Source organism: Prosthecobacter sp., from assembly GCF_029946185.1.
Classification (GTDB): domain Bacteria; phylum Verrucomicrobiota; class Verrucomicrobiia; order Verrucomicrobiales; family Verrucomicrobiaceae; genus Prosthecobacter.
Genome location: NZ_JAQSEA010000068.1, coordinates 1 through 21766, shown reverse-complemented (window position 1 = coordinate 21766; position 21766 = coordinate 1). Strand labels below are relative to the sequence as shown.

Genomic DNA, 21766 nt, shown 5'->3' with positions numbered 1-21766 from the left:
GCAACCATTCAAGACCACATGTGAAAAACTTTTGTCTCAGGCATGGCTTGACAGTGCTCATCCATGCAAAACCTGCGCCTCATTTTGATTATTTGCGCCCATCTCTAAAGAACTCTTCATCTGGCAGCTTTGGTTGTCCTCATGAAACTCTGGCTCCCCCTGCTGCTCTGTATTTGCGTCATCGCCGCCGCTCCTGTGGTGAGCGAACCGCCTGCCTGGCAGGCCGGTGCGGCGTCTGCTAAAATCACGCCGGAGAAATCCATGTGGATGGCCGGCTATGCTTCACGCACGAAACCCTCTGAAGGTGTGGAGCTGGATCTCTTCGCAAAAGCTTTCGTGCTCACGGATCAGGCAGGCGCTCGCTTCGCGCTCATCACTCTGGATTTGATCGGCGTGCCACGCAACCTGCGCCTTGCGGTCGCTGAGCGCGTGAAAAAAGAACATGGCATCGACCCCGCAAACCTCGCCATCAACGCCTCGCACACGCACAGCGGCCCGGAGTTGCGCACCAGTAATATCCATGGCTCGGCTGTTGCAGTTCAGCGTGGGAAAGAAGCCGCAGAATACACCACAAAACTCGAAAACACCTTGCTGCGCCTGATCGGCGAAGCCATTCAAAAATCCGTACCTGCACATCTCGATTACAGCACCGCACGCTGCGGTGTCTCGATGAACCGCCGCACGCCGGATGGCAAGGGCGGCTGGAGCAATTTCCCGAATCCGAACGGCCCTGTGGATCAAACAGTTCCCGTGTTAAAAGCCAGCAGCGCCGAAGGCAAAGACATCGCCATCATCTTTGGCTACTCCTGCCACTGCACCACACTCGGTCATCAGAAATTCAGTGGCGATTATGCGGGCTACGCGCAGCAGGAGATCGAAAAAGCGCACCCCGATGCGGTGGCCATGTTTGCGAATGGTTGCAGCGGCGATCAGAACCCCTACCCGCGCCGCACCATGGAACTTGCACAGACGCATGGCAAATCGCTCGCCACCTCCGTGCAGACCGCGCTGGAAACCCACATGCAACGTCTGAAGGGCCCCATCCGTGCTGCATACCGTGAAATCCCACTGGCCTACGACACGCTCCCCACTCGTGAGCAGCTTCTTGAAGAACAAAAATCCACAAACAAATATCTGGCCGCGCACGGCACACGCCTCTTGCAGCACATCGCCGATGAAGGTCCGCTGCCCACCAGCTACCCCTACCCTGTGCAGGTCCTGCGCCTTGGCAACGAGCTCACCTGGGTGACGCTCGGCGGCGAAGTTGTCATCGATTATTCGCTCCGCCTCAAACGCGACCTCAAAGACCCCATCGTCTGGATCAGCGGCTACACCAACGACGTCATGGCCTACATCCCCAGCCTCCGCATCTGGCAGGAAGGCGGCTACGAAGGCGGCGGCGCGATGATCTACGGAACGCATCCGACACGCTGGAGCGACAAGACCGAAGAGCACATCATCAGCACGGTGATGGAGCTACGGAAGGCGGTGAACGACTGACACTTCAATCACATCCTTTCACCATAGAATTCACCAATCTCAAACGAGGTTACGGCTTCAACTTCCCAAACTTCATGCGGTCATAGACCTCCGCCAAAGGAAGCTTGAGGCCGAGGCTATTGATGGAGAGTTCCTGATCGAGCCCCTTGGCTTCAGTCAGGAACCAGAAGCCATCGCCGTGGCGTTCGTAGATTTCAATGTGCGGGCTGCTCTGGGAAATGAGCACGTAAGCTTTGAGGGATTCAAGCTGGCGATAGTTCTCGGCCTTCTTGCCCCGATCATAGCTTTCCGTCGATTTAGAAAGCACCTCGAAGACAATCGTGGGATTGATGGCGGTCTGCTGCCGCTTGTCCTTGGGATCGAATTCCAGCTTCTTGCAAAACACCGAAGCATCCGGGTAGGTGACCAGTCCGGTGGCTGGAACTTTAACGCGCAGATTGCTATCGTAAGGCGTGCACACTTTGCCTTTGAGCCTGTTGCCGAGCTCTCGAAGAAGGTTGGCCACAATCAAACTGTGCTCCGGACTGCCGCCTGCCATGGCAAATATCTCGCCGTCATGGAACTCGCTTTTATACACCTCGTTTTCTTCAAGTTCATAGAACTGCTCGACCGTGTATTTGGTTCTGGCTTTTACGATACCCATGATAGGCAAAAGGTACCACGTTGAAGATTTGATTCAATCAATGAAACGGCCCGGGAGGTGATCCCGGGCCGTTGGAGAGATTCAGATACCGCACACAGAGAGTGCGCGAACCCCATCACTTGCTGTTCTCGGCGAACTGCGCGTCGAAGATGATCTTCGAAGGCGGGAAGTCGATCTTCTTGCAGAAGGCGGCGGATTCGGTGGCGCCGAACTCGCGATCCATCGCGCCGTCTTCCCACTCGACGCTCAGCGGGCCACCGTAGTCGATGTCGTTGAGGGCGCGGATGATGCGCTCGAAGTTGATGTTGCCACGGCCCACGGACTTGAAGTCCCAGTAGCGGCTAGGTTTGTGGAAATCGACGTGGCCGCCGAAGACGCCGGCGGTGCCATCACCGATGCCCCACGCGACGTCCTTCATGTGGACGTGGAAAATGCGGTCGCTGAATTTGTAGAGGAACTTCACGTAATCGACGCCCTGGTAGCCGAAGTGGCTGGGGTCGTAGTTGAAGCCAAAAGCAGGATGGTAATCGACGGCCTGTAGCGCACGCTCGGCGCTGGCGATGTCGAAGGCGATCTCAGTCGGATGTACTTCAAGCGCGTAGCGAATGCCGAGTTTTTGATACTCGTCGAAGATCGGGGTGAAGCGCTTGGCGAAGTCCTTGTAGCCGGCGTCAATCTGGCCGGGGAGGTTTGGCGGGAAGGAATAGACGAGGTGCCAGATGCTGCTGCCGGTGAAGCCGTTCACGACGCTGATGCCGAAACGCTTGGCGGCATGCGCGGTCTTGATGAGTTCTTCAGCGGCACGCTGGCGGACGCCTTCAGGATTGCCGTCCCCATAAATGTGAGCGGGAAGAATCTGGGCGTGACGTGGGTCGATGTTGTCGCACACGGCCTGACCGACGAGATGGGTGGAGATGGCGTGGCACTGCATGCCTGCGGCCTTCAGTTTGGCGCGCTTGTCATCGCAGTAGGCCTGGTCGGCCTTGTCCACTTCGAAATGGTCGCCCCAGCAGGCAAGTTCGACACCGTCGTATCCAAAGGCCTTGGCCTTCTGGATCATGGTATCAACAGGAAGATCGGCCCACTGGCCGGTGAAAAGAGTGACTGGGCGTGGCATGTCAGGTTTGTATGGTTGAGTTGAGGAGGGAAAGAAGGAGAAAGATCCGGGAAAGTCGAATATGAAAGACGATTTTTTGCGGGACGCGACTACTTGCCCTCCACCGCCTGAGTGCGAACCAAGGTGAAGGGGTAATCGTAATTGAGCTGAATTTTTTCGCGCTTTGGCCCCGCTGCCTGCGCGGAGGCGAGAAACTGGCCGGAGGCCTTGGTCTCCACATCGAGCATGTCCGACAGCCGGCGGACGATGGTGGCGGTGAAACTGACCTCCATGCGGGCATTGAGCGTCATGGGCCGTTCGATATGAAATTTACCTTCGATGGTGAATGTCGCATACGACCCGTCGGGTTTGACCTCCAGGGAGATAAAGGTGGTTTCGAGCTCCTCTAGAATGATGAATCCGCGGTCTTTGCCTCCGGAAGAGGCGGGTTCGACTTTCCAGTGCTCTCCCGGCCTGCGCATTCCGGTGCCGATGCCCAGAGGCAGGATTTCGAGCAAATCGGCGCCAAAGGCGAGGTCGGCCAGAGATTGCGCCTCTTCGGCTGAGGACCTGCCCTGATGCAGATTGTAGTCCCAATGGCCGCCTTTTTTCCGGGCACGCAGCTCCTTGCCCAGCAAGGCCCTATTTTCATTGGGGGAGGGAGGCTGGCCGGTGAAATTCACGCACTCCTTCACGTATTCACGCACCTGAAGCTCTTCGGAATCAGCGTTCAGAAGACGCCGCACCAGATTCACCCGCTGCACATAGCGGGTGGTCACCGTGATGGCGTTCGTGCCGGTTTCCTGCTTGGTGGTGCCCGCATCCACCCGCACCTCGCGCTTTTCCCGCAGCGTGACGCCGCTGCGCGTGGTGGCATGGCGGCCCACTTCCACAAGCTCTCCCGCACGATCGACGGCACGCAGCATCCCGGCCGCGACGCTCAGCCAGATCAGCAACGCAAAGCGGGGGACGTTCTTCATACGGCGAGAATACGCGGAAAGCGTGGCGGCACACAATCACAACCTTGCGCATTTCATGCTTGGCGCATGGTGCCTGCGCATTCCATGATGGGCGGATGAACCGAGCGTTTCTCCTCTGCCTCGCCTGCACCACCGTGCTTCATGCGCAGTGGTCCACTTCACGCATTCACGGTTCACCGGAAGCACCGAAGCCCTGCATCGCGGAGCAAACCTTTGCTTCCATAGAACTTCATGACGCCTTGGAGATGATCGCCGTGCCCGGTGCGCAGCGCTTTGTAGCTGTCGAAAAGGAAGGCAAAATCTGGAGCTTCAAGGACACACCTGACGCGAAGCAAAAGGACCTGCTCATCGATCTCAAGCCGGCACATCCGCTGCTGCAATACGCCTACGGCATCGCGTTTCATCCCCAGTGGCGGGAGAACGGTTTCGTCTTCCTCTGCTATGCGTATGGCGACAAAGTTCCCGATGGCACGAAGCTCTCGCGTTTCAAACTCACCCAGCAGGAGCCGCCGATGCTTGATCCCAAATCGGAAACCGTGCTGCTGACGTGGCGCAGCGGCGGCCATAACGGTGCATCGCTGCAATTCGGCCCCGATGGCAGGCTCTACATCTCCACCGGCGACTCTGAAGTCCCCTCTCCCCCCGATCCGCTGAACACCGGGCAGGACATCAGCGACCTGCTGTCATCCATCCTGCGCATCGATGTGGATCATGAGGAAAACGGCAAGGCGTATGCCATCCCACCGGACAATCCCTTTTTAAAAACACCGCAGGCCAGACCGGAGATCTGGGCCTTCGGCTTTCGCAATCCATGGAAGATCAGCTTTGATGCCAAAGGTCGCCTGTGGTGCGGCGATGTCGGCTGGGAGCTGTGGGAAATGATTCATCTGGTGCAACGCGGCGGCAATCATGGCTGGAGCGCTTATGAGGCGAGCCAGCCGATCAAGCCCGAAACCCAGCGCCCCGAGCCCATCATCCCGCCCGTGGCCGCGCATCCACACACCGAGGCTGCCAGCATCACCGGCGGTTACGTGTACCACGGCACGCGGTTTCCCGAACTGCGCGACGCCTACATCTACGGCGACTACGAAACCGGCAAGATCTGGGCGCTGTGGCATGATGGCAAACAAGTCACCCGCCGCGAGGAAATCGCTGACACGCCGCACAAGATCGTGACCTTCGGACAAAGCGAGGACGGCGAGGTGTACTGGATGAACTGGGAAAAAGACACGCGCATCTACCGCCTCGCGCCCAATCCCGCCGTCGGCAAACCGACGCAGTTCCCACGCAAGCTCAGCGAGACCGGCCTTTTCAGCCACACCGCAATGCAAAAAACCGCCGCAGGCGTTCTCCCTTTCGAGATCGCCGAGCCGATGTGGCAGGATGGTGCAATTGCGCAGCGTTTCGTTGCTTTGCCTGAAGGCAAGCGCATCAAAACGACCATCAGCGGCAATCCCGCCAAACCGAACTACAAAGTCGAATGGCCCGCCGAATCCGTGCTCGCCCGCACCATCTTGTTAGCGCAGAGACGCATCGAAACGCAAGTGCTCCACTACGACGGCGAGACATGGAACGGTTATTCCTATCACTGGAACAAATCCGGCACCGACGCCGAACTCGTCGACAGTAATGGTACGGAACTCAACATTGAGCTCCCCTGGCGCATTCATGGCCGCGCCGAATGCGCCCGCTGCCACAACAACTGGAGCGGCTTTGCGCTAGGCTTTCAGCCGGATCAACTCATTAGCATCGCCGGCAAAAAGCCCTCCGAATCACCTGCTCTCTTCGACGGCCCCTTCCTCGACCAGTTTAAGAGTCACCTCGTCTCCAGTCACGTCACCAAAGCCGATCTCGAAACCCGCGCCCGTTCGTGGCTGCACGCGAACTGCGCCCATTGTCATCGCCGTCATGGCGGCGGCAGTGTGCCATTGATGCTGAATGCGGATCTGCCCACGGCTGAGACGATGATGATGGGTGAGAAGCCCACCCGGGGTGATTTTGCACTGACGGACGGCCGCGTCATCTCACCCGGAAAGCCCGAACAGAGTGTGCTGCTCGCGCGCATCGCCCGCAGCGGCAGCGGCCACATGCCCATGATCGGTGCCCGTGAAATCGACCCTCATGGTTTCCAGGTGTTGTGGGACTGGATTGGTCAGGGGGCAGCGACGCCTCAGAAGCCCGCGTCCCCGAACACTCCCAGTGAAGCCCTTGTCATGGCAAACTTGATTGCACGAAACGAAGCCAAGTTTGACCCCTCATTGGCCAAGATTTCCAATCCCGCCATTGCCTGCTATTTCGAACGCTTCCTGCCGCCTGAACAACGCGTGAAAACCCTGGGCATGAACTTCGACGCGAAAAAACTCCTCACGGCCCAAGGCGATGCAAAGCGCGGCGGTGAACTCCTCAGCATGACCGGCAAAATGGCTGCCTGTTTCGCCTGCCACATCGTCAACGGCACAGGCCGCGATTTCGGCCCGGACTTGAGCAAGGTGGGCGGGCGTCTGCGGCGTGAGCAGATCCTCGAAAGCCTGCACCAGCCTTCGAAGACCATCGCCAAAGGCTACGAGACATGGATCGTCACCTTAAAGGATGGCAGTTTGCAAAGCGGCTTCCTCGTCCATGCTGCTGATGCTGCCATCACCCTCAAACTCCCAACCGGCCAGCCGCAAACGATTGCGCGAGACCAAATCAAAAGCCAACAACCCCAGCCAGTTTCACTGATGCCGGAAGGGCTGTTGCAAAGCCTGAATGAGCAGGAAGCAGCAGACATCATCGCCTATCTCGCAGGGTTGAAATGATAAATCAGGGTTTCCCTGATTTATGCAGTTTGCGTCATGAGTTACTGCGGAGTTTATGCTCAAAACCTCGCTACAAGCTTAAATGAGAAAGCTGCGAACCCAGCCCCCCAAAGAACGTTTCATTGTCATTCATTGATGCACACCACACCCGTCACCTGCCCGAGCTGTTTTCAGGAATTTGAGGTCCCTTCCCCCTCTTATAGTGAGGTGCCCTGCGATGTAGACTATGACTGCGAGGTCTGCTGCCGGCCGCTGCGCATCCTTTTCACCGAAGATGATGGTGAGGTTTTTGGCAACGCTTACGGTCTGGGAGAGAGCGGGCCCTATGGCTAATTTTTCTCAAACTGCGACCTGACATTATGGTAGTCCCAACTATCCCCTTTCTTATGCCTCCCCTGCGCGTTTTCGCAGAGAATGCATTTGGCTGATTGCAAAAACAGAAGTTGTCGTTAATCTCGAAAAATCCCGCTGCCAGGAGTCTGGTGGATGGGAAGCTTAACAAACAGGTTAACACCCACACACATGAAAATCGCTATCCTTACCCTTATCGCGGCTTCCGCCGTCCTCTCCGCTTGCCAGCAGCCTGCTCCGCCGCCACCACCACCACCAATGCAGAGCGGCAAGTAATCACGCAGCCGCCTGGTGCGGCTGTTTGTGAACTTGTGTGATCATCTCATGATCCGTCTTGCCACTGTTCTGTCGCTGCGTCTGTGATGCTTCATGCATCCTGTTCCAGTTAAGAAGGCATGTGAGAAGTACGACGCCAAAGCGAAGGCCGACTGCAAAGACGGTCACAAGCACTCATTTGACAGGAGACTGCCATATTGCGCCGCCGTTCCCCACCCAACCGGGGGACGGCGGCTTCTTTTTGCCCCAAAACCACAGGATTCCAGATGCTGGACTCCCCTTCTTACTCCATTCGTAGTCTGCCATGCCTGAATGCCTGCTCGCCCTTGAATCCTCCTGCGATGAGACTGCTGCGGCCATTTGTACGCTGGAGGGCGAACTGATCGCCAGCCGCATCGCCTCGCAGATCGAAATCCACCGCCCGTATGGCGGAGTCGTGCCGGAGGTGGCCTCCCGCAATCACATCCTGCATGTGCGGCCGCTGGTTCAGCAAGTCTTGGATGACGCAGGCAAAACACTCGGCGACATGGCCGTCTTTGCGGCCACCAGCGGGCCGGGACTCGTCAGCTCTCTGCTCATTGGCACCTCGATGGCCAAGGCTCTCGCCATTGCGGAAAACAAACCCTTTCTGGCCGTGAACCACATGGAAGGCCACCTGCTTTCCCCTTTTATGAATGGAAACGGCCCGGTGCGCTCCTGTGTGGCGCTCATCGTCAGCGGCGGACACACCATGCTTGTACGCGTGCATGGAGTGGGCCGCTACGAACTGCTTGGCCGCACCCGTGATGATGCCGCAGGTGAAGCCTTTGACAAGGTCGCCAAAATGGTCGGCCTCCCCTACCCCGGCGGGCCGGAGATCGACAAGCTGGCCCCTCGTGGCGATCCAACCGCATTCGCTTTTCCACGGAGCTTCCTCAATGGCCGCAGCCTGGAGTTCAGCTTCAGCGGCTTGAAGACCGCTGTACTTTATGAGTTGCCACGCCTCGATTTGAACAATGAGCAGGTGCTGGCGGATCTCAGCGCCAGCGTGCAGGCAGCGATCATTGAGGTGCTGGTCGAAAAACTGGTGCTCGCAGCGAAGCAATGCGGCGAGACGCTCGTCACCGTGAGCGGCGGCGTCAGTTGCAACCGCGGCCTGCGCTCGGCGCTCACCGCACGCTGTGACAAAGCAGGGCTGCAACTGCTGCTCGCACGCCCCGATCTTTGCACCGACAATGCTGGCATGATTGCCTTTGCCGCTGCGCAACGTTTCAGTATTGGCCACACCTCTCCCCTGGAGGCGGATGTGGATCCCAATCTCTCCCTCGTTAGTTAATCTCCCCCCTCATTTTCATGCGCCCAATCCTTCTTCTCCTCTGCGCATTGACCAGCCTGCAAGCAGGTGACTGGCCGCAATTCCTCGGCCCGCAGCGCAACTGCACCGCTGCTGCTGACGAAGCCGCCATCGTCGGCAGCACCGAAGCCGAGATCGTGTGGAAGCGCATGCTGGGCACCGGCCACGCCGGTGCAGTTGTCAGCAATAATCGCGTGATCGTAACGCACCGTCAGGGCAACGAGATCATCACCGAGGCGCTAGCCGCCGCCGATGGCAAGCCCCTCTGGAAGCATTCTTATCCGACCAACTACCGTGACAGCTTTGGCTTCGACAACGGCCCTCGCGCCGTGCCGTGCATCGCCGCAGGCAAAGTCATCACGCATGGCCCGGAAGGCATCGTCGAGGCGCTCGATTTCGAAACGGGGAAATTGCTCTGGAGTTACGACACGGTCGCCGAGCTCGAATCGCCCCAAGGGTACTTTGGCCGTGCCTGCTCGCCACTGGTCACCGATGGCAAAGTGCTGCTCAATGTGGGAGGCAAGAACGCAAAGGGCGGCGCGGGCATCATCGCGCTGGATCTCGCCACCGGCAAAATCGTCTGGCAGGCCACGGACGAGGAGGCCAGCTATTCATCCCCTGTGCTGCTCCCTGAAGAGGCAGGAGTGGCTGCTTTCTTCACCCGGCGCGGTGTCCTCTTGGCGCAAACCAGCGACGGCAAGGTGCTGGCGGATGAATACTTCCGTCCCCAGATCGATGCCTCCGTCAATGCCGCTGCCCCAGTGCCTTGTGGAGATGGCAAGCTGCTTTTCACCGCCGCTTATGATGTGGGAGCCGGCCTGTGGCAGTGGAACAAGGCTGAACGCAAACTAACCAACCTGTGGAAAAAGCCGGATGCGCTCGACTGCCACTACACCACGCCGGTTTATCACGGCGGGCATGTCTATGGCCTGCATGGACGGCAGGAGAGCGGCATGACGCTGCGCTGCATCGCCGTGGCCGACGGCAAAGTCGCCTGGGAAGCTTCGGATCGCATCCCGGGCGGCACCCTCGTCTTGGTGGGGGACAAAATCCTGCTTCACAGTGAAGCCGGTGAGTTGTGGGTGTTCACCGCCGACTCGAAGAAATTCAATCTCCTGCAGCGCAGCCAGATCACCCGCGCCGGGCACCGCAGCCATGCCGCCTATTCGAATGGTCTGCTCTTTGCCCGGGACGCGGAAAAACTGGTCGTGGTGAAGGTGAAGTAGGCGCTGGATTGATCCGCAGCCACGGCTAGTCTGCGTTTCATGGCTCAAATCGGCAAACGCAACTCCCTCATCGTCCTCCACAGTACGCCACACGGCATTTATCTGGATGGGGGGGATCACGGCGAAATTTTACTGCCAAACCGTTACATCCCCAAGGGCACCAGTCTTGGCGAGGCCTTGGACGTCTTCATTTATCGTGACTCCGAGGACCGCCTCGTAGCCACTACTGAGGAACCCTTCGCCATGGTGGGTGAGTTTGCCACGCTGGAAGTCGTGAGCGTGAATCGCAACATCGGCGCGTTTTTGAACTGGGGACTGCTCAAGGATCTGCTGCTGCCGTTTCGTGAGCAGGCTGATCAAGTGTGGGTCGGCGACAAAGTCGTGGCCTACATCATGCTGGATGAGAAAACGGACCGCATCATCGCCACCACACGCCTGCAGCGCCACCTGAGCCACGCCCGCCCGCCGTTCAAGCCCGCGCAGCCCGTCTCGCTGCTCATCACCGCACGCACACCGCTGGGCTACAATGCCATTGTCGAAGGCACGCATGTCGGGCTGCTTTATCACAGCAACATTGGCGCTCCTCTGCAGATCGGGCAGAAATTGAGTGGCTTCGTCAGCGCCATCCATCCGAGCGGCAAGATCGACCTCAGCCTCGATGCCTCCGGCTACCAGCGTGTCGCTTCATTGACGGATCGCATTCTCGAAGCACTCAAGAACAATGGCGGCAAACTCGACTTTGACGATGACAGCCATCCCGAGGCCATTCGCAACAACTTCGAAGCCAGCAAGAAGGCGTTCAAACAAGCACTCGGCTCGCTCTACAAACAGCGCCGCATCGAGTTCACCCGCCCGGGCATCGCGATCCTCGACATCCGCGAAGCCAAGGATGGGGATTGGAAGCCTTCTTCCAAATAGGACTGACGCGTCCTCTCAGAATGGCCGCATCGGGGCGAAATAAAAAGGAGCGCCCGTTGCCAGGCGCTCCTCTAAAATCAGTCATTCAATCGCGGCTCAAGGCAGCGGGAAACGCTTGTTCGTCTCGCTGACTTCGCGGCGGATTTCAGCCAGTGCGGCTTCGTCGTCACGGCTTGTCAGAGCGCGATCAATCCAGGCGGCGATCTGCTTCATCTCGCCTTCCTTCATCCCGCGCGTGGTCACCGCAGGGGTGCCAACGCGGATGCCGCCACCGAGAGTGATCTTCTCGGTGTCGAAGGGGATGCCGTTTTTGTTCACGGTGATCGCTGCCTTGTCGAGCGTCTCGCTGGCGACCTTGCCATTGAGACCCTTCGGACGAAGATCAACGAGCATGAGATGGTTGTCCGTGCCACCGCTGACGATGCGGTAGCCGAGCGCAGAGAGGGCGGCCGCAAGCGCCTGGGCGTTTTTGACGACCTGTGCGCTGTAGTCCTTGAAGTCAGGCTTGAGGCATTCACCGAAGCAGACGGCCTTGGCAGCGATGACGTGCATGAGGGGGCCGCCCTGCACACCCGGGAAGACCTGGCTCTGGATCTTCTTGAAGAGGTCTTCGCGGTTGGTGAGGATCATGCCGCCACGTGGGCCACGCAGGCTCTTGTGCGTGGTGGTGGTGACGAAGTCAGCATACTCCATCGGGGAGGGATGCGCGCCACCGGCCACGAGACCGGCGATGTGGGCCATGTCCACGAAAAGGTAGGCACCCACACTCTTGGCGATCTCGCTCATCCTCTTGAAGTCAATGATGCGTGGGTAGGCGCTGGCGCCTGCGGTGATCATCTTGGGCTGCTCACGCAGGGCCACTTCGGCGAGTTCATCGTAATCGATGAGTTCGTTCTCCTGATTCACACCGTACTGGCAGAAATTGTAGAGGCGGCCGGAGAAGTTGGCCGGATTGCCGTGCGTGAGATGGCCGCCGTGGGCGAGGTTCATCCCCAGCACCTTGTCGCCGGGCTGCAGGACGCTGAAATAGACCGCTGCATTGGCCTGCGAGCCGGAATGCGGCTGCACGTTGGCGTATTTGGCACCAAACAGTTCGCACGCGCGATCGATGGCAAGCTGCTCGATTTTATCGACCTCTTCGCAGCCGCCGTACCAGCGCTTGCCGGGATAGCCTTCAGCATACTTGTTCGTGAGGCAGCTGCCTTGGGCGGCCATGACCGCCTTGCTGGTGAAGTTTTCACTCGCGATGAGTTCGATGTGGTCCTGCTGACGATGCTGCTCGCCACGAATGATTTCAGCGACAGCGGAATCGCTCGCTTCCAGAATGTCCAGCGGGTGTGGCTGCGCGTTCATCTTGTCCACGCGGCGGCCATGGCGGCCACCGGCGAAGGGTGTTTTAAGCCAGGCATCCACAATCTCGTTCGCGGTGGCCTCGGTGGTGTTTTTGCCGGAGAGACAGAGAACGTTGGAGTTGTTGTGTTCCCGTGTGATGGCGGCGGTATGCGCGTCACCGACCAGCGAAGCCTGAATGCCGACATGGCGGTTCGCGGCGATGCACATGCCGATGCCCGTGGTGCAGACCAAAATGCCCGCATCAGCTTCGCCGGAGAGAACCTTGTCAGCGACCACTTCCGCATAGTCAGGGTAATCGACTGAATCATGTGAGTTCACCCCCAAGTCCTCCACGCCATAGCCGGCGGATTGGAGATGAGCGACGACGGCATTTTTCAATTCCACTCCGCCATGATCGGCGGCGATGGCGAGTTTATGAGGAAGGGTGCCGTTGGAGGTGCTAGTCATTTTTTGCGATGGGGGGTGAGGTACGAAGATGGGTGGGCGATGGTTGCTGTCATCCATCATTTTTCTTCCAGGTCTGATCAATGTAGGCGAGCAGGCTGGGCAGAATTTTTTCGAGGTCGCGCAGCGTCTCTTCATACGCTGAACGGCCTTGTCCAAAGGGATCGGAAACATCTCTGCCCCGCAGGGCATCTTCGGCGACAAATTCGGAAATCAGATAAACCTTGTCCGAATGCGCGGGGAATTCATCCGCGATCGCCGCCATGTGATGCGAGGACATGGCGAACACATGCGTGGCCTGTTCCAAGATCTGCCGGTCGAGCATGCGGCTCTTGAAACTGGCCAGATTGAGCCCGCGTTCCTTGAGCAAAGCAGTCGAATACTTATTGGCAGGCATGCCGGGAGCAGCCGCCACACCAGCGCTGGAGACTTGGTAGTCGGCACGCTCCCTGACCAGATCACGGAAAAGCGCTTCCGCCATTGGACTGCGACAAGTGTTGCCAGTGCAGACAAAAAGAACTTTTTTCAAGATGCTGAGCGGGGTTGATTCAATCCCGCCAGAGTTGACGGGGAATGTCAGTTTGTCGCGCCCCCTCATTTTGTCAAAGGCGGAGCAGAAACTGCTCATAAGCATTTTCGTGGAATATCCCGCTTGCCAAAGGGGAGGCACATGGGCTTTGCTCCTGCTGATCTTATTTTCAAGTGCTTAACATCGGATGGCGGAACGATATAAAATATATGAAAAGCTCGGCATGGGCGGCGTTGGAGCCGTCTTCCGTGCTTATGACAGCCAGTTGAAGCGCTGGGTCGCCGTCAAACGACTGCTTACCGCCAACGAAGCTGACGTAGACAAAGACGTCGCCTCTGAACTGCGACGTGAAGCTGATGCACTTGCCTCCCTGCGCAATCCGAACATCGTGACCATCTTCGACGTGGCGAGCGATGACGAGGGGTTGTTCATCGTGATGGAGCTGCTGCAGGGCGAAGACCTGGCGGATGTCGTCGCTCGCGGCCCGCTCCCCTACGATGATTTTAAAGAGCTGGCCTCGCAGACACTCGAAGGCCTGCTCGCAGCGCACCAGCACCACATCCTGCATCGGGACATTAAACCTGAGAACATCAAGGTGGAGCGCCTCCCCGGCGGCCGCATGCAGGCGAAGATCATCGACTTCGGCCTCGCAAGGGCAGGCTTGCGCGCACGCAAGCAGACTGAGGATCAAGAAGGCACGGTGATGGGTTCCATCTACTACATGGCTCCCGAGCAGCTCACGCGTGAGCCCGTGGATGAACGCACTGACCTTTACTCTCTGGGCTGCGTCTTCTATGAGGCGCTCTCCGGCAGAAAAGCATTCGACGGTGCCTCCATGGCCGAGGTCATCGACAAGCACATCGACCACGTCCTGTTGCCGCTGCATGAAATTGCCCCGCATGTGCCACAGTGGCTTGGGGCTTGGTGCGCGCGCCTCATGGCGCAAAAGCCCGATGACCGCCCTGCCAATGCACAGCAGGCCATCGAAGAGTTCCGCGCCTGGGAAAAAATGCCCACGATGGTGCCCTACGGTCCCTGGATGGGCATGTACGCGCCGCCGCCCATCTATATGCCCGGCATGCCTCCCGGAACAGGCACAGTGCCACTGACGGGATACTACCCTCCCCCTGAAGCCCAGCTCTACTATGCCGAACCGGTGGCAGAGGCGGTGCCAGTGGAAATCATTGCCGACGCACAGCCTGTCGTTGAACTCGCCGCCCTCACGACACCTCTGGTGCCAGCGCCGCGCAGACCAAGTGTTGGGCACTCGACGGTGCAACACCGCCATAAATCCTCAGCCCGCTCTTCTTCACCTTCATTCGTTCAAACAAACGCGAAGCTGATCAAACAAATCGCCATCATCGGCGGAGGCGTCATCCTGCTGGGCATCGGCGGATGCTTTTTCCTCGGCAAAAAACCCGGCGCATCGTCTTCCGGCCATTCGGCGCTGTCAGGGATCGGCCTCTCGTCCAATCCTCCCAAGATCAGCTTCCAGCTCCCACAGGACCGGGCATTCCCTCCCGTGGACCGCGGCATCTCTCTTTTCTATGTCGGTAACACCGGCATTTTGACCAACCGTCAAGATGGCGACGGCAATCCCTCCCAAGCCAACAACAACGAGCCTGTCATCGAATGGCATGACATTTCCGAACGCGGTGGTGACAACATTTTACGCAGCTATCAGAAGAGCCCGGACTATGCACCGAAGCGCGTCAACTGGCCGGAAGTCGCCATTGGCGGCAGCCCCAAGCCGGGGCGAGTGGTGCTGGATTTCCATTCCCGCAATGGCAAGCCCTCCATTATGGAGCTTGATGATACGGGCAATGAGACGCAGAACATGCCCTTCGGAAGCAAGGATGCAGGAGTCCCCAACGAAAAAGGACTCACTGCCGTTATCGCGTTTCAGGCCGATGCCGCAAAACTCCCCATGCGTGTTTTCACCCTCGGCAATGATGATGGCACCACGGTGTCCCTGCTGGTGGATGCAAAGAAGAACCTCGTGACCGAAGTGAAAAACGCAGGAGGCAGCCCCACACTGACTTCCAAAGATGTGAACGGCACGCTGGCCTGCCTTGCCTTCATCAGTTGGAACGCCAGCACGGGACTCGTAGAACTCCGCGCACGCGATGCCGACGGCAAAGCGTTCACCTCCTCCGGCGGTAAGTCCACCGCGCCATCCAAGCCGCTGAACTGGCTGCTGATCGGACGTGGCCAGGACAGCAGTGGCGGAAGCGTCAGTCCTCAAGATCAGTTCAGTGGCTATCTGGCCGAATTCTTTGTCTATTCGATCATCCTGAAACCCGATCAGACCCAGCTCATTGATGGGCGGGTGCGTGACTGGTATTTCATCACCCCACCAACACCGCTCAAAACCCGGTTAAGGACGAAGCTTGCCTGGATCGAGCCTCGCAATGCATGGAAGCTGAACGCCAGCGTCAAAAAAGAAGACTGCTCGAAAGCCGTGGACAACAACACCGGCTCCCGCTGGGCCACTGGAGCAGCCATGAAGGGCGGCGAGTGGTTCAGCATCGAACTTCCGACCGAGGAAAACATTGCCGGGCTGGCGCTCGACAGCCAGAACACGTATCAGGACTATCCGCGCAAATACAAAGTCGAAGTGTCGTCCGATGGCACGAAATGGAACCCTGCCGCCCAAGGAGATGGGAGCGCTTTGACCGAGATTGTTTTCAAAACACCGCAGAAAGGTCGTTTTGTACGCATCACACAGCTCGGCTCATCCAGTAGCATCTGGGGCATCAACGAACTGGCCCTGTTCAAAAAGTAGCCATCCTCCGCTCAGGGTGGGGGACGTCAACTCATCACCGCACACAGGGCTCCACGTAAGAGGTGCGCCTGCTCATGACTCAATCCATCAGGGGCGGCAACTGCGGCATGCACCATGCCGGCGACTGTTTCACACGGGATCACCGTGAGCACATGCCCTGATGCCAATGGCTGGTGAATCACCAAGGGCGTCTCACAGGCTGACATCGCGCTCGCACGTATCGCAGCTCCCCATGCCATCATGGTAGAAAGCACCAGCCCGGCTTTCGCCTCCCCTCCCCACAGTACTTCACCATCATCACTCATCACCAGAACCTGCCCGCCCCCCTCATGCAGCACCAGCCGCGCCCAGTCGGCAAATGCAGCCAGACGCACCTCGCGGGAGCCTTGCGGATTTTCAAAGGCGGGCGGGTGACATGGAAGCTCAATGTATTCCGGCTCCATGTCAGCTGAAGATTCGTCTTTGCAGACGCCATCCTCATCGGCATCGCCACTTTCATCATCAACAGGAACAAACTCGCTTGTCTTTTCCAGGGATGCCGGCGCGATCTCGCTCATGCGAGTCAGGATGCCCGCGTCCGTGGCACGTTGACGAATCGCACGCAATTTGTCGCGAATTCGGCTCAGCGGCAGCGCGGCGGCTTGATTAGGGAATGATTGACCATGCTCGTCGTCGTCGTCCGTTTCATCTTCCATTTGTGCCGGCAGCGACGTTGATTCGGCAAAAACCGTTTCAATCATTGAAACAGCGGGCGCTGGTCTCACAGCGGGTTCGGTCCAGTCCATGGCAAATCCCCACGCCTCGGCAGCATGGACCTGCAAGATTTCAGGCGTCGTATCAATCTCCACGACGCCGGGCAGCTCTCCCATGCGGCTTTCCTGAGGTGCGAGCTGCGCCACCAGTTCCTTGATCCGCTCGGCATCAATCCATGAGACTTGCATGGCCATGCTCCCTTTCACTTTCGTGGGTCAATCCAGTCCGCTGCTCCAGCTCTGCGGCGATCTGGTCAAAAATCAATGCTTCGGGCGGAGGGTTGCGCTTTGTCAGCGCCACCGGCACTCCCAGGGCGCTCGCTTCGAGAAAAGAGGGCAGGCGCGGAATGCTCTGCTGAAACATTAAATTTGCTGGCAGCATGTCGCGCAGCTCCCGCGCCACCTTCATGCTCATCTCGTTGTCCCGCATCACCATTGTTAGCAAAATGCCCGCAACGCGCACGCCTGCGCCCTCCGCGCGGAAACGCGCCAGTGTCTCCAGCAGATGCGGCACGCTGCGGATCGCCAGCGGCTCTGCCTGCTGGGGCAGCACCACGAAATCACAGGCCTTCACCACCGCTTCCGTTGTGCTGCTCATCCCGGCCGCCGTGTCCATCAGCACGACATCGACACCACGCAGCTCGGCAGCGCGCAGCAGGTCGGCCAGCCGTGCCGGCACCTCATGCGCCGACCAGCCCTGCCTGGCGCAGGTGTCATACTGCCCGGCGGGAACGATCTCCAGCTCCGGGAGCCGCGTTGGCACCACCATCGTGTTCAAATCTCCGCCGCGAACGAGAAACTCATGAAAACCCTCTCGCGCCTTGGTACTTTTGGCCAGTGACAGTCCCACGCCGCCCTGCGGATCCGTGTCAATCAACAGCACCCGCCAGCCTCTTCGCGCCAGTGAATAAGCGAGATTGATGCATAACGTGGTTTTACCCACGCCGCCTTTTTGACTTGCTGTTGCAATCGCTACCACTCTTCGATGCTAGGATGAGTTTGCCGAATGGCAAGGAAGTTGCGCAGCAGACCATTCAAGATTAAAAGTTTGCAGGTCGCCGCCGGCGGAGATCACTTCCCGCTCATCCACATGAAACCGCATGTTTTTTTATGCTGTCTGGCACTCTGTTTAACGAGCCTGTCATGTGAGCGCCGCGCAGAACTCAAACGTGAAATCGCCGCGCTCACGGCATCATTCAAACAGGACGAGGCCCTCACCCGCCAATATGAAAAAGACATCGCCGCAGTCGAAGGCAAGGAGTTCCTGAACCGCAGCCTCCAGCAGGCCGAGATCAAACAGGACCAGCTACGTACGCTGGAATTTATCAACGCCCCCAGGGAGCGCAAGCTGTCAGCCATCGAAGCCGAGTTTGCCACACTCAAGCCCGCCGCTGAAGCATTCAAGGCCGCACATCACAAGTAAGCCACGCCACAACACTCCGTGCTCGACTTTCGCTTTTCATCCCTCCTCAAAGCCGTGCTCTTGCTCGCCTGTCTCCTGGCAGCTTTCGAGTACCTTTCCAAGGCGGACAAACTCAACGAGGAGCTTGCCGAATTGAAAGCCAGGGCCGAAACGGCGCGGGAGACAGCCGATTTGCGCCGAAAGGAATGGACTGAAATTAATGAAGCCAAAGCAAAACTGGAGCAAATGACAACCCACATGGAGAACCTCATCCGGCAGCGCGATATTCTAGACACGCAAGAACGCAGGCTGACCGGTGAAATCAAATATTTGGCAGAATCGATGACAGCCGTTGTGGTGAAAGCCCGCACAGCAGCCACTGGCACAGTGATTCCAGAACTCTTATTAGAGGGACGCACCACCCTGCACAATGCAAAAATTTTCAAGATTAACGAAGATTCAATCTCTTTTCTGCATGAGGACGGGGTGGCCAATCTGCATGTGAAAGCCGAGGAAATCCCCATAGAATTCATCAAGAAATATGATCTTGGCTCTGACAGCATAATAAGGAGATTGAAACATCTTGTGAGTGAAATGCGTAAATCTTCTCTGGAGAAGTGATTCACTATTCAATATTCAATATCACCAAATGAAAACTAAAGCCGTGCTTGTCATCGTTTTTATCACGTCAATACTCAACGCGGCCTCTATACTGCCAGCTTCTTTCAAAACCACAAAAGGCATCGAAATTCGTAATGGCACTATCAAGATTAAGACAGAAGATTCCGTCAGAATAATGCACGATGGAGGCATAACAACTCTCCATGTTAAAGATTTGCCGCCAGAAATAGTTTCGCTAGTCGGCTTTGCTACAGTTTCAACTGAGGACGAAAAACCTCTTCCAGATCCACTGGTTACACCCAAACATAGCTTTCAAAAAGCCGAATTGGCTGGCGTTGATCCAGATGGAATCCGAATTCTCCACAAAGATGGAAGCGCGAAGATTAATTATGAGGATCTGCCGAATGAATTGAAGGAAGCATTTGGCCCTTTTGATCCTGCATTAGCATTGCACTTTCGCGACCAGCAAAAAGAACAACAGAAAGTTACATATCGTGAAGCTCAAGAATTTAAAGCTGAACAAAATAAAACAGCGACGCAAACAAACCCTGCGGTAGAAAATGTAAAAAATGATCAAAAGCAAAAACTACTTGATGATCCGACGCTAATCAGCCCCTCAATTGCCGTTAACTTAACCGCTAGGTCTTCTGGAGGTAAGTACAACTCTCAATCGAGTGATGGTGTAACGAACACTAAGGAAACTGCGTCTGTGCGGGACATTACATGTACTGCTCAGTCAAAATCTGGCGGATACCAACGACTGCGTCTTCAATGCATCCTGCTAACACGACCTGCATTCGTTGACGGCACACTCACCCCAGAGCTTGCCGGTGAAACTAATGTAGAGCTCGCTCCTGCCGGAGTAAAAACAGTAGAAATAACCGCCGAGGCCGTCAGAACGGATCAAACTCGAACGGTTGGTCAATTAACAACAACTTACGCAAGTTACACCGTTTACTTAAGAACAAGAAGTGGGGTCAAATATATTGGCTGGAGTATCCGGGCCATTGATGGAAGCGGCAGGGTCTGCGCGGTCACCTCATCTATTCCACACTACGATCGATTTGCTTGGCAAACTCCAGTGAAGTAGTTTCACAGCCATACTCGTCATTAGCCATGGACCGGGTTGTGATCAACTTGAGGCATAGACTGCTATGGTTCAGCCTATACGGTTTCCCATCCAGTAGGTTCGCACTCGTATTGCATTGAAAAAAAAATCAATGTGGAAAGTGCGCAACCCCTCCAGTCGCAATCTCCGGGTTCAACGGCGTGTAGTGCTCCATGTAGCCAATCATCATCTCGTCGAAGGTCTGCTGCCCCCAGCGCACGGTTTTGGTGGGATCAGGGTTGGCCGGATTGCCGGCGCTGTTGTCATACACGGCGGTGATTTTCACCGTGCTGCCCCGGGGCAGGAAATGTGGCACGGTGTAGTCGTAGCGGAGCTGCCAGTTGAAGTCGTATTTGGGAATGTCGAGCAGTGTCTCGGTTTTGCCGTCGGGCAGTGTGACCTCAAATTTGAAGGCCTTGCCGCGCACGTGCATGTGCGCCATCCAGGCCATCACATTGACGTCCGTGGGCAGCTTGCGCTGCGCCACTTCCACATGGTCCGCCTTGCCCGGCGGGATGCTGATGCGGGCATTCGGCAGTGCTGTGGTGTGAATGACGTATTTCGGCGGCGTCTTGGAAAACAGCAGCCCCATGCGCATCGTGTCTTCCGTCGCCTTGCCGTTGGGCGTGTAATGAATCTGAAAGCTCACCGTCGCCCCGGCAGGCAGCTTGCGGGCGAAGCCCTCGGGATAGACCTGGTGCGTATTGCCGGGCACGTAGGCAGCCCAGTAGCCCTCGCTACCTTCATCGCCGCCACCGCGCACCTTGCTGCCTTTTTCATGCACACTGACAATGACGTGATGCACCACCTGCCGCGCCGTGGGCAGGATCTCGTAACCGCGCACCCAGCGGTCTTCCGGGAAGTCCGTGGTCACCGTCACATGCTGGTAGGGCATGGTGCCCTCGGCCTTGATGGAGATCGGCTTTGCCGCAGCGATGATCGCATCCGGCTTGCCGACGCTCCATTCACTGGGGAAAACACGCGGCTTGGGTGCCTCCGCCACGTCTCCCTTGGCGCGGTCTGAATCCAGCCACGCGAGCAGATCCGCACGATCGCGCTCAGACAGGGAGCGATCATTGCTCCAGGGCGAGTGCGGTAGCCCCTCCAGCGGCGCGGCAAACCAGGGCGGCATGGCCCCGCGCTCCACCTGCTTGCGGATCATTCCGGCGTGCTCGATCACCGCATCATACGAATCGAGTGCGAACGGCCCGACGCCGCCCTGATGGTGGCATTCCACACAGTTGGCCTGCAAAATCCGCGCCACATCGCGGTGGTAGTTCACCGGCGTCGCGGCAGCGGCCGTTTGCGCTGGCAGATCCAGCGCACATCCCGGTGCAGTGGTCGCGACCCTTTCCGCCGGCTCGCCGCGCAGCATCGCCGCCACCGCCTCGCGCAGGTAATGATGCTGCGGCTTGTCCTTGGTGTAGCCGAGGCCGTATTGATCATTCAAAGCACCGCGATAAACGAGCGTGCGTGCAGCATCGAGCAGGAAGACTTCCGTGGTGGTCGTCGCAGCCAGTAGCTGCGAGAGCGCGCCGTCCGCGTCGCTGACGACGGGAGATACCAGCTTGTGGTCTGCGATGAACTTGGCCACATCCTCGGCCTTCTGCCCGGGGGGCGCATTCACCAGCAGCACTCCCACGCCCTGCTC

The 21766-nt window shown here is 57.8% G+C and carries 17 protein-coding genes; 9 read left to right on the top strand and 8 right to left on the bottom strand.

Going from position 1 to position 21766, the window contains the following annotated elements; genetic code table 11:
• Window positions 1-141: 141 nt before the first annotated feature.
• Window positions 142-1500 carry a neutral/alkaline non-lysosomal ceramidase N-terminal domain-containing protein gene (locus tag PSV43_RS04640; protein ID WP_300194268.1) on the top strand — a complete coding sequence of 453 codons (1359 nt, stop codon included), beginning with the start codon at window positions 142-144 and terminating at the stop codon, window positions 1498-1500.
• A gap of 49 nt (window positions 1501-1549) precedes the next feature.
• Here PSV43_RS04640 and PSV43_RS04635 read toward each other — a convergent pair whose 3' ends face one another.
• The 3 genes from PSV43_RS04635 to PSV43_RS04625 form a co-directional block, all read right to left on the bottom strand.
• The gene (locus PSV43_RS04635) at window positions 1550-2143 is read right to left on the bottom strand and encodes a Uma2 family endonuclease (RefSeq protein ID WP_300194266.1); all 594 of its coding nucleotides are present in this window, start codon (window positions 2141-2143) and stop codon (window positions 1550-1552) included.
• Window positions 2144-2258: 115 nt separating this feature from the next.
• Window positions 2259-3260, bottom strand: coding sequence for a sugar phosphate isomerase/epimerase family protein (locus tag PSV43_RS04630; protein ID WP_294400393.1), 1002 nt, complete (start codon window positions 3258-3260; stop codon window positions 2259-2261).
• Between the two features lie 89 nt (window positions 3261-3349).
• Window positions 3350-4219 (bottom strand): hypothetical protein, encoded by an 870-nt coding sequence (locus PSV43_RS04625; RefSeq protein ID WP_300194263.1) that lies wholly within the window; start codon window positions 4217-4219, stop codon window positions 3350-3352.
• A gap of 95 nt (window positions 4220-4314) precedes the next feature.
• Between PSV43_RS04625 and PSV43_RS04620 the strand changes: the two genes are divergently transcribed.
• The 4 genes from PSV43_RS04620 to PSV43_RS04605 all read left to right on the top strand — a co-directional run bounded on the left by PSV43_RS04620 (window position 4315) and on the right by PSV43_RS04605 (window position 11121).
• A complete protein-coding gene (locus tag PSV43_RS04620) occupies window positions 4315-7017 on the top strand; it encodes a PQQ-dependent sugar dehydrogenase (protein ID WP_300194261.1) in 2703 nt (900 codons plus the stop codon).
• Window positions 7018-7948: 931 nt separating this feature from the next.
• Window positions 7949-8959 (top strand): tRNA (adenosine(37)-N6)-threonylcarbamoyltransferase complex transferase subunit TsaD, encoded by a 1011-nt coding sequence (gene tsaD, locus PSV43_RS04615; RefSeq protein WP_300194259.1) that lies wholly within the window; start codon window positions 7949-7951, stop codon window positions 8957-8959.
• Window positions 8960-8976: 17 nt separating this feature from the next.
• Entirely contained in the window at window positions 8977-10203 is a 1227-nt protein-coding gene (locus tag PSV43_RS04610) for a PQQ-binding-like beta-propeller repeat protein (RefSeq protein ID WP_300194257.1), read from the top strand.
• A 39-nt stretch (window positions 10204-10242) separates the two neighbouring features.
• Window positions 10243-11121, top strand: a complete 879-nt coding sequence (locus PSV43_RS04605; RefSeq protein ID WP_300194255.1) for a S1-like domain-containing RNA-binding protein — start codon at window positions 10243-10245, stop codon at window positions 11119-11121.
• 96 nt (window positions 11122-11217) lie between these two features.
• Here PSV43_RS04605 and rpiB read toward each other — a convergent pair whose 3' ends face one another.
• Entirely contained in the window at window positions 11218-12921 is a 1704-nt protein-coding gene (gene rpiB / locus PSV43_RS04600) for a ribose 5-phosphate isomerase B (protein ID WP_300194253.1), read from the bottom strand.
• Between the two features lie 49 nt (window positions 12922-12970).
• The gene (locus PSV43_RS04595; protein ID WP_300194251.1) at window positions 12971-13447 is read right to left on the bottom strand and encodes a low molecular weight protein arginine phosphatase; all 477 of its coding nucleotides are present in this window, start codon (window positions 13445-13447) and stop codon (window positions 12971-12973) included.
• A 187-nt stretch (window positions 13448-13634) separates the two neighbouring features.
• On the opposite strand from PSV43_RS04595, the gene PSV43_RS04590 reads away from it, so the two are divergent.
• The gene (locus tag PSV43_RS04590) at window positions 13635-16232 is read left to right on the top strand and encodes a protein kinase (RefSeq protein ID WP_300194249.1); all 2598 of its coding nucleotides are present in this window, start codon (window positions 13635-13637) and stop codon (window positions 16230-16232) included.
• 26 nt (window positions 16233-16258) lie between these two features.
• On the opposite strand, the gene PSV43_RS04585 is transcribed toward PSV43_RS04590, so the two are convergent.
• Window positions 16259-17179 (bottom strand): hypothetical protein, encoded by a 921-nt coding sequence (locus tag PSV43_RS04585; RefSeq protein ID WP_300194247.1) that lies wholly within the window; start codon window positions 17177-17179, stop codon window positions 16259-16261.
• Window positions 17154-17963 (bottom strand): ParA family protein, encoded by an 810-nt coding sequence (locus tag PSV43_RS04580; protein ID WP_300194245.1) that lies wholly within the window; start codon window positions 17961-17963, stop codon window positions 17154-17156. The genes PSV43_RS04585 and PSV43_RS04580 overlap by 26 nt, the downstream gene beginning before the upstream one ends.
• Before the next feature lie 111 nt (window positions 17964-18074).
• Between PSV43_RS04580 and PSV43_RS04575 the strand changes: the two genes are divergently transcribed.
• From PSV43_RS04575 to PSV43_RS04565, 3 genes are read left to right on the top strand one after another with little or no spacing between them, the layout of a single operon-like run.
• Entirely contained in the window at window positions 18075-18407 is a 333-nt protein-coding gene (locus PSV43_RS04575; protein WP_300194243.1) for a hypothetical protein, read from the top strand.
• A gap of 18 nt (window positions 18408-18425) precedes the next feature.
• Complete coding sequence (locus PSV43_RS04570; RefSeq protein ID WP_300194241.1) at window positions 18426-19007, top strand: hypothetical protein; 582 nt, start codon at window positions 18426-18428, stop codon at window positions 19005-19007.
• 28 nt (window positions 19008-19035) lie between these two features.
• On the top strand, window positions 19036-20097 hold the full coding sequence (locus tag PSV43_RS04565) for a hypothetical protein (protein ID WP_300194239.1): 1062 nt from the start codon (window positions 19036-19038) through the stop codon (window positions 20095-20097).
• A gap of 127 nt (window positions 20098-20224) precedes the next feature.
• Here PSV43_RS04565 and PSV43_RS04560 read toward each other — a convergent pair.
• Window positions 20225-21766 (bottom strand): histidine kinase (locus PSV43_RS04560; RefSeq protein WP_300194237.1); only part of this gene is annotated, 1542 nt, incomplete at its 5' end.

Coding starts and splice junctions, on each gene's coding strand:
- tsaD (WP_300194259.1), top strand. CDS start 7,949: ATGCCTGAATGCCTGCTCGCCCTTGAATCCTCCTGCGATGAGACTGCT.
- PSV43_RS04640 (WP_300194268.1), top strand. CDS start 142: ATGAAACTCTGGCTCCCCCTGCTGCTCTGTATTTGCGTCATCGCCGCC.
- PSV43_RS04575 (WP_300194243.1), top strand. CDS start 18,075: ATGAAACCGCATGTTTTTTTATGCTGTCTGGCACTCTGTTTAACGAGC.
- PSV43_RS04625 (WP_300194263.1), bottom strand. CDS start 4,219: ATGAAGAACGTCCCCCGCTTTGCGTTGCTGATCTGGCTGAGCGTCGCG.
- PSV43_RS04610 (WP_300194257.1), top strand. CDS start 8,977: ATGCGCCCAATCCTTCTTCTCCTCTGCGCATTGACCAGCCTGCAAGCA.
- PSV43_RS04605 (WP_300194255.1), top strand. CDS start 10,243: ATGGCTCAAATCGGCAAACGCAACTCCCTCATCGTCCTCCACAGTACG.
- PSV43_RS04635 (WP_300194266.1), bottom strand. CDS start 2,143: ATGGGTATCGTAAAAGCCAGAACCAAATACACGGTCGAGCAGTTCTAT.
- PSV43_RS04590 (WP_300194249.1), top strand. CDS start 13,635: ATGGCGGAACGATATAAAATATATGAAAAGCTCGGCATGGGCGGCGTT.
- PSV43_RS04585 (WP_300194247.1), bottom strand. CDS start 17,179: ATGGCCATGCAAGTCTCATGGATTGATGCCGAGCGGATCAAGGAACTG.
- PSV43_RS04630 (WP_294400393.1), bottom strand. CDS start 3,260: ATGCCACGCCCAGTCACTCTTTTCACCGGCCAGTGGGCCGATCTTCCT.
- rpiB (WP_300194253.1), bottom strand. CDS start 12,921: ATGACTAGCACCTCCAACGGCACCCTTCCTCATAAACTCGCCATCGCC.
- PSV43_RS04565 (WP_300194239.1), top strand. CDS start 19,036: ATGAAAACTAAAGCCGTGCTTGTCATCGTTTTTATCACGTCAATACTC.
- PSV43_RS04620 (WP_300194261.1), top strand. CDS start 4,315: ATGAACCGAGCGTTTCTCCTCTGCCTCGCCTGCACCACCGTGCTTCAT.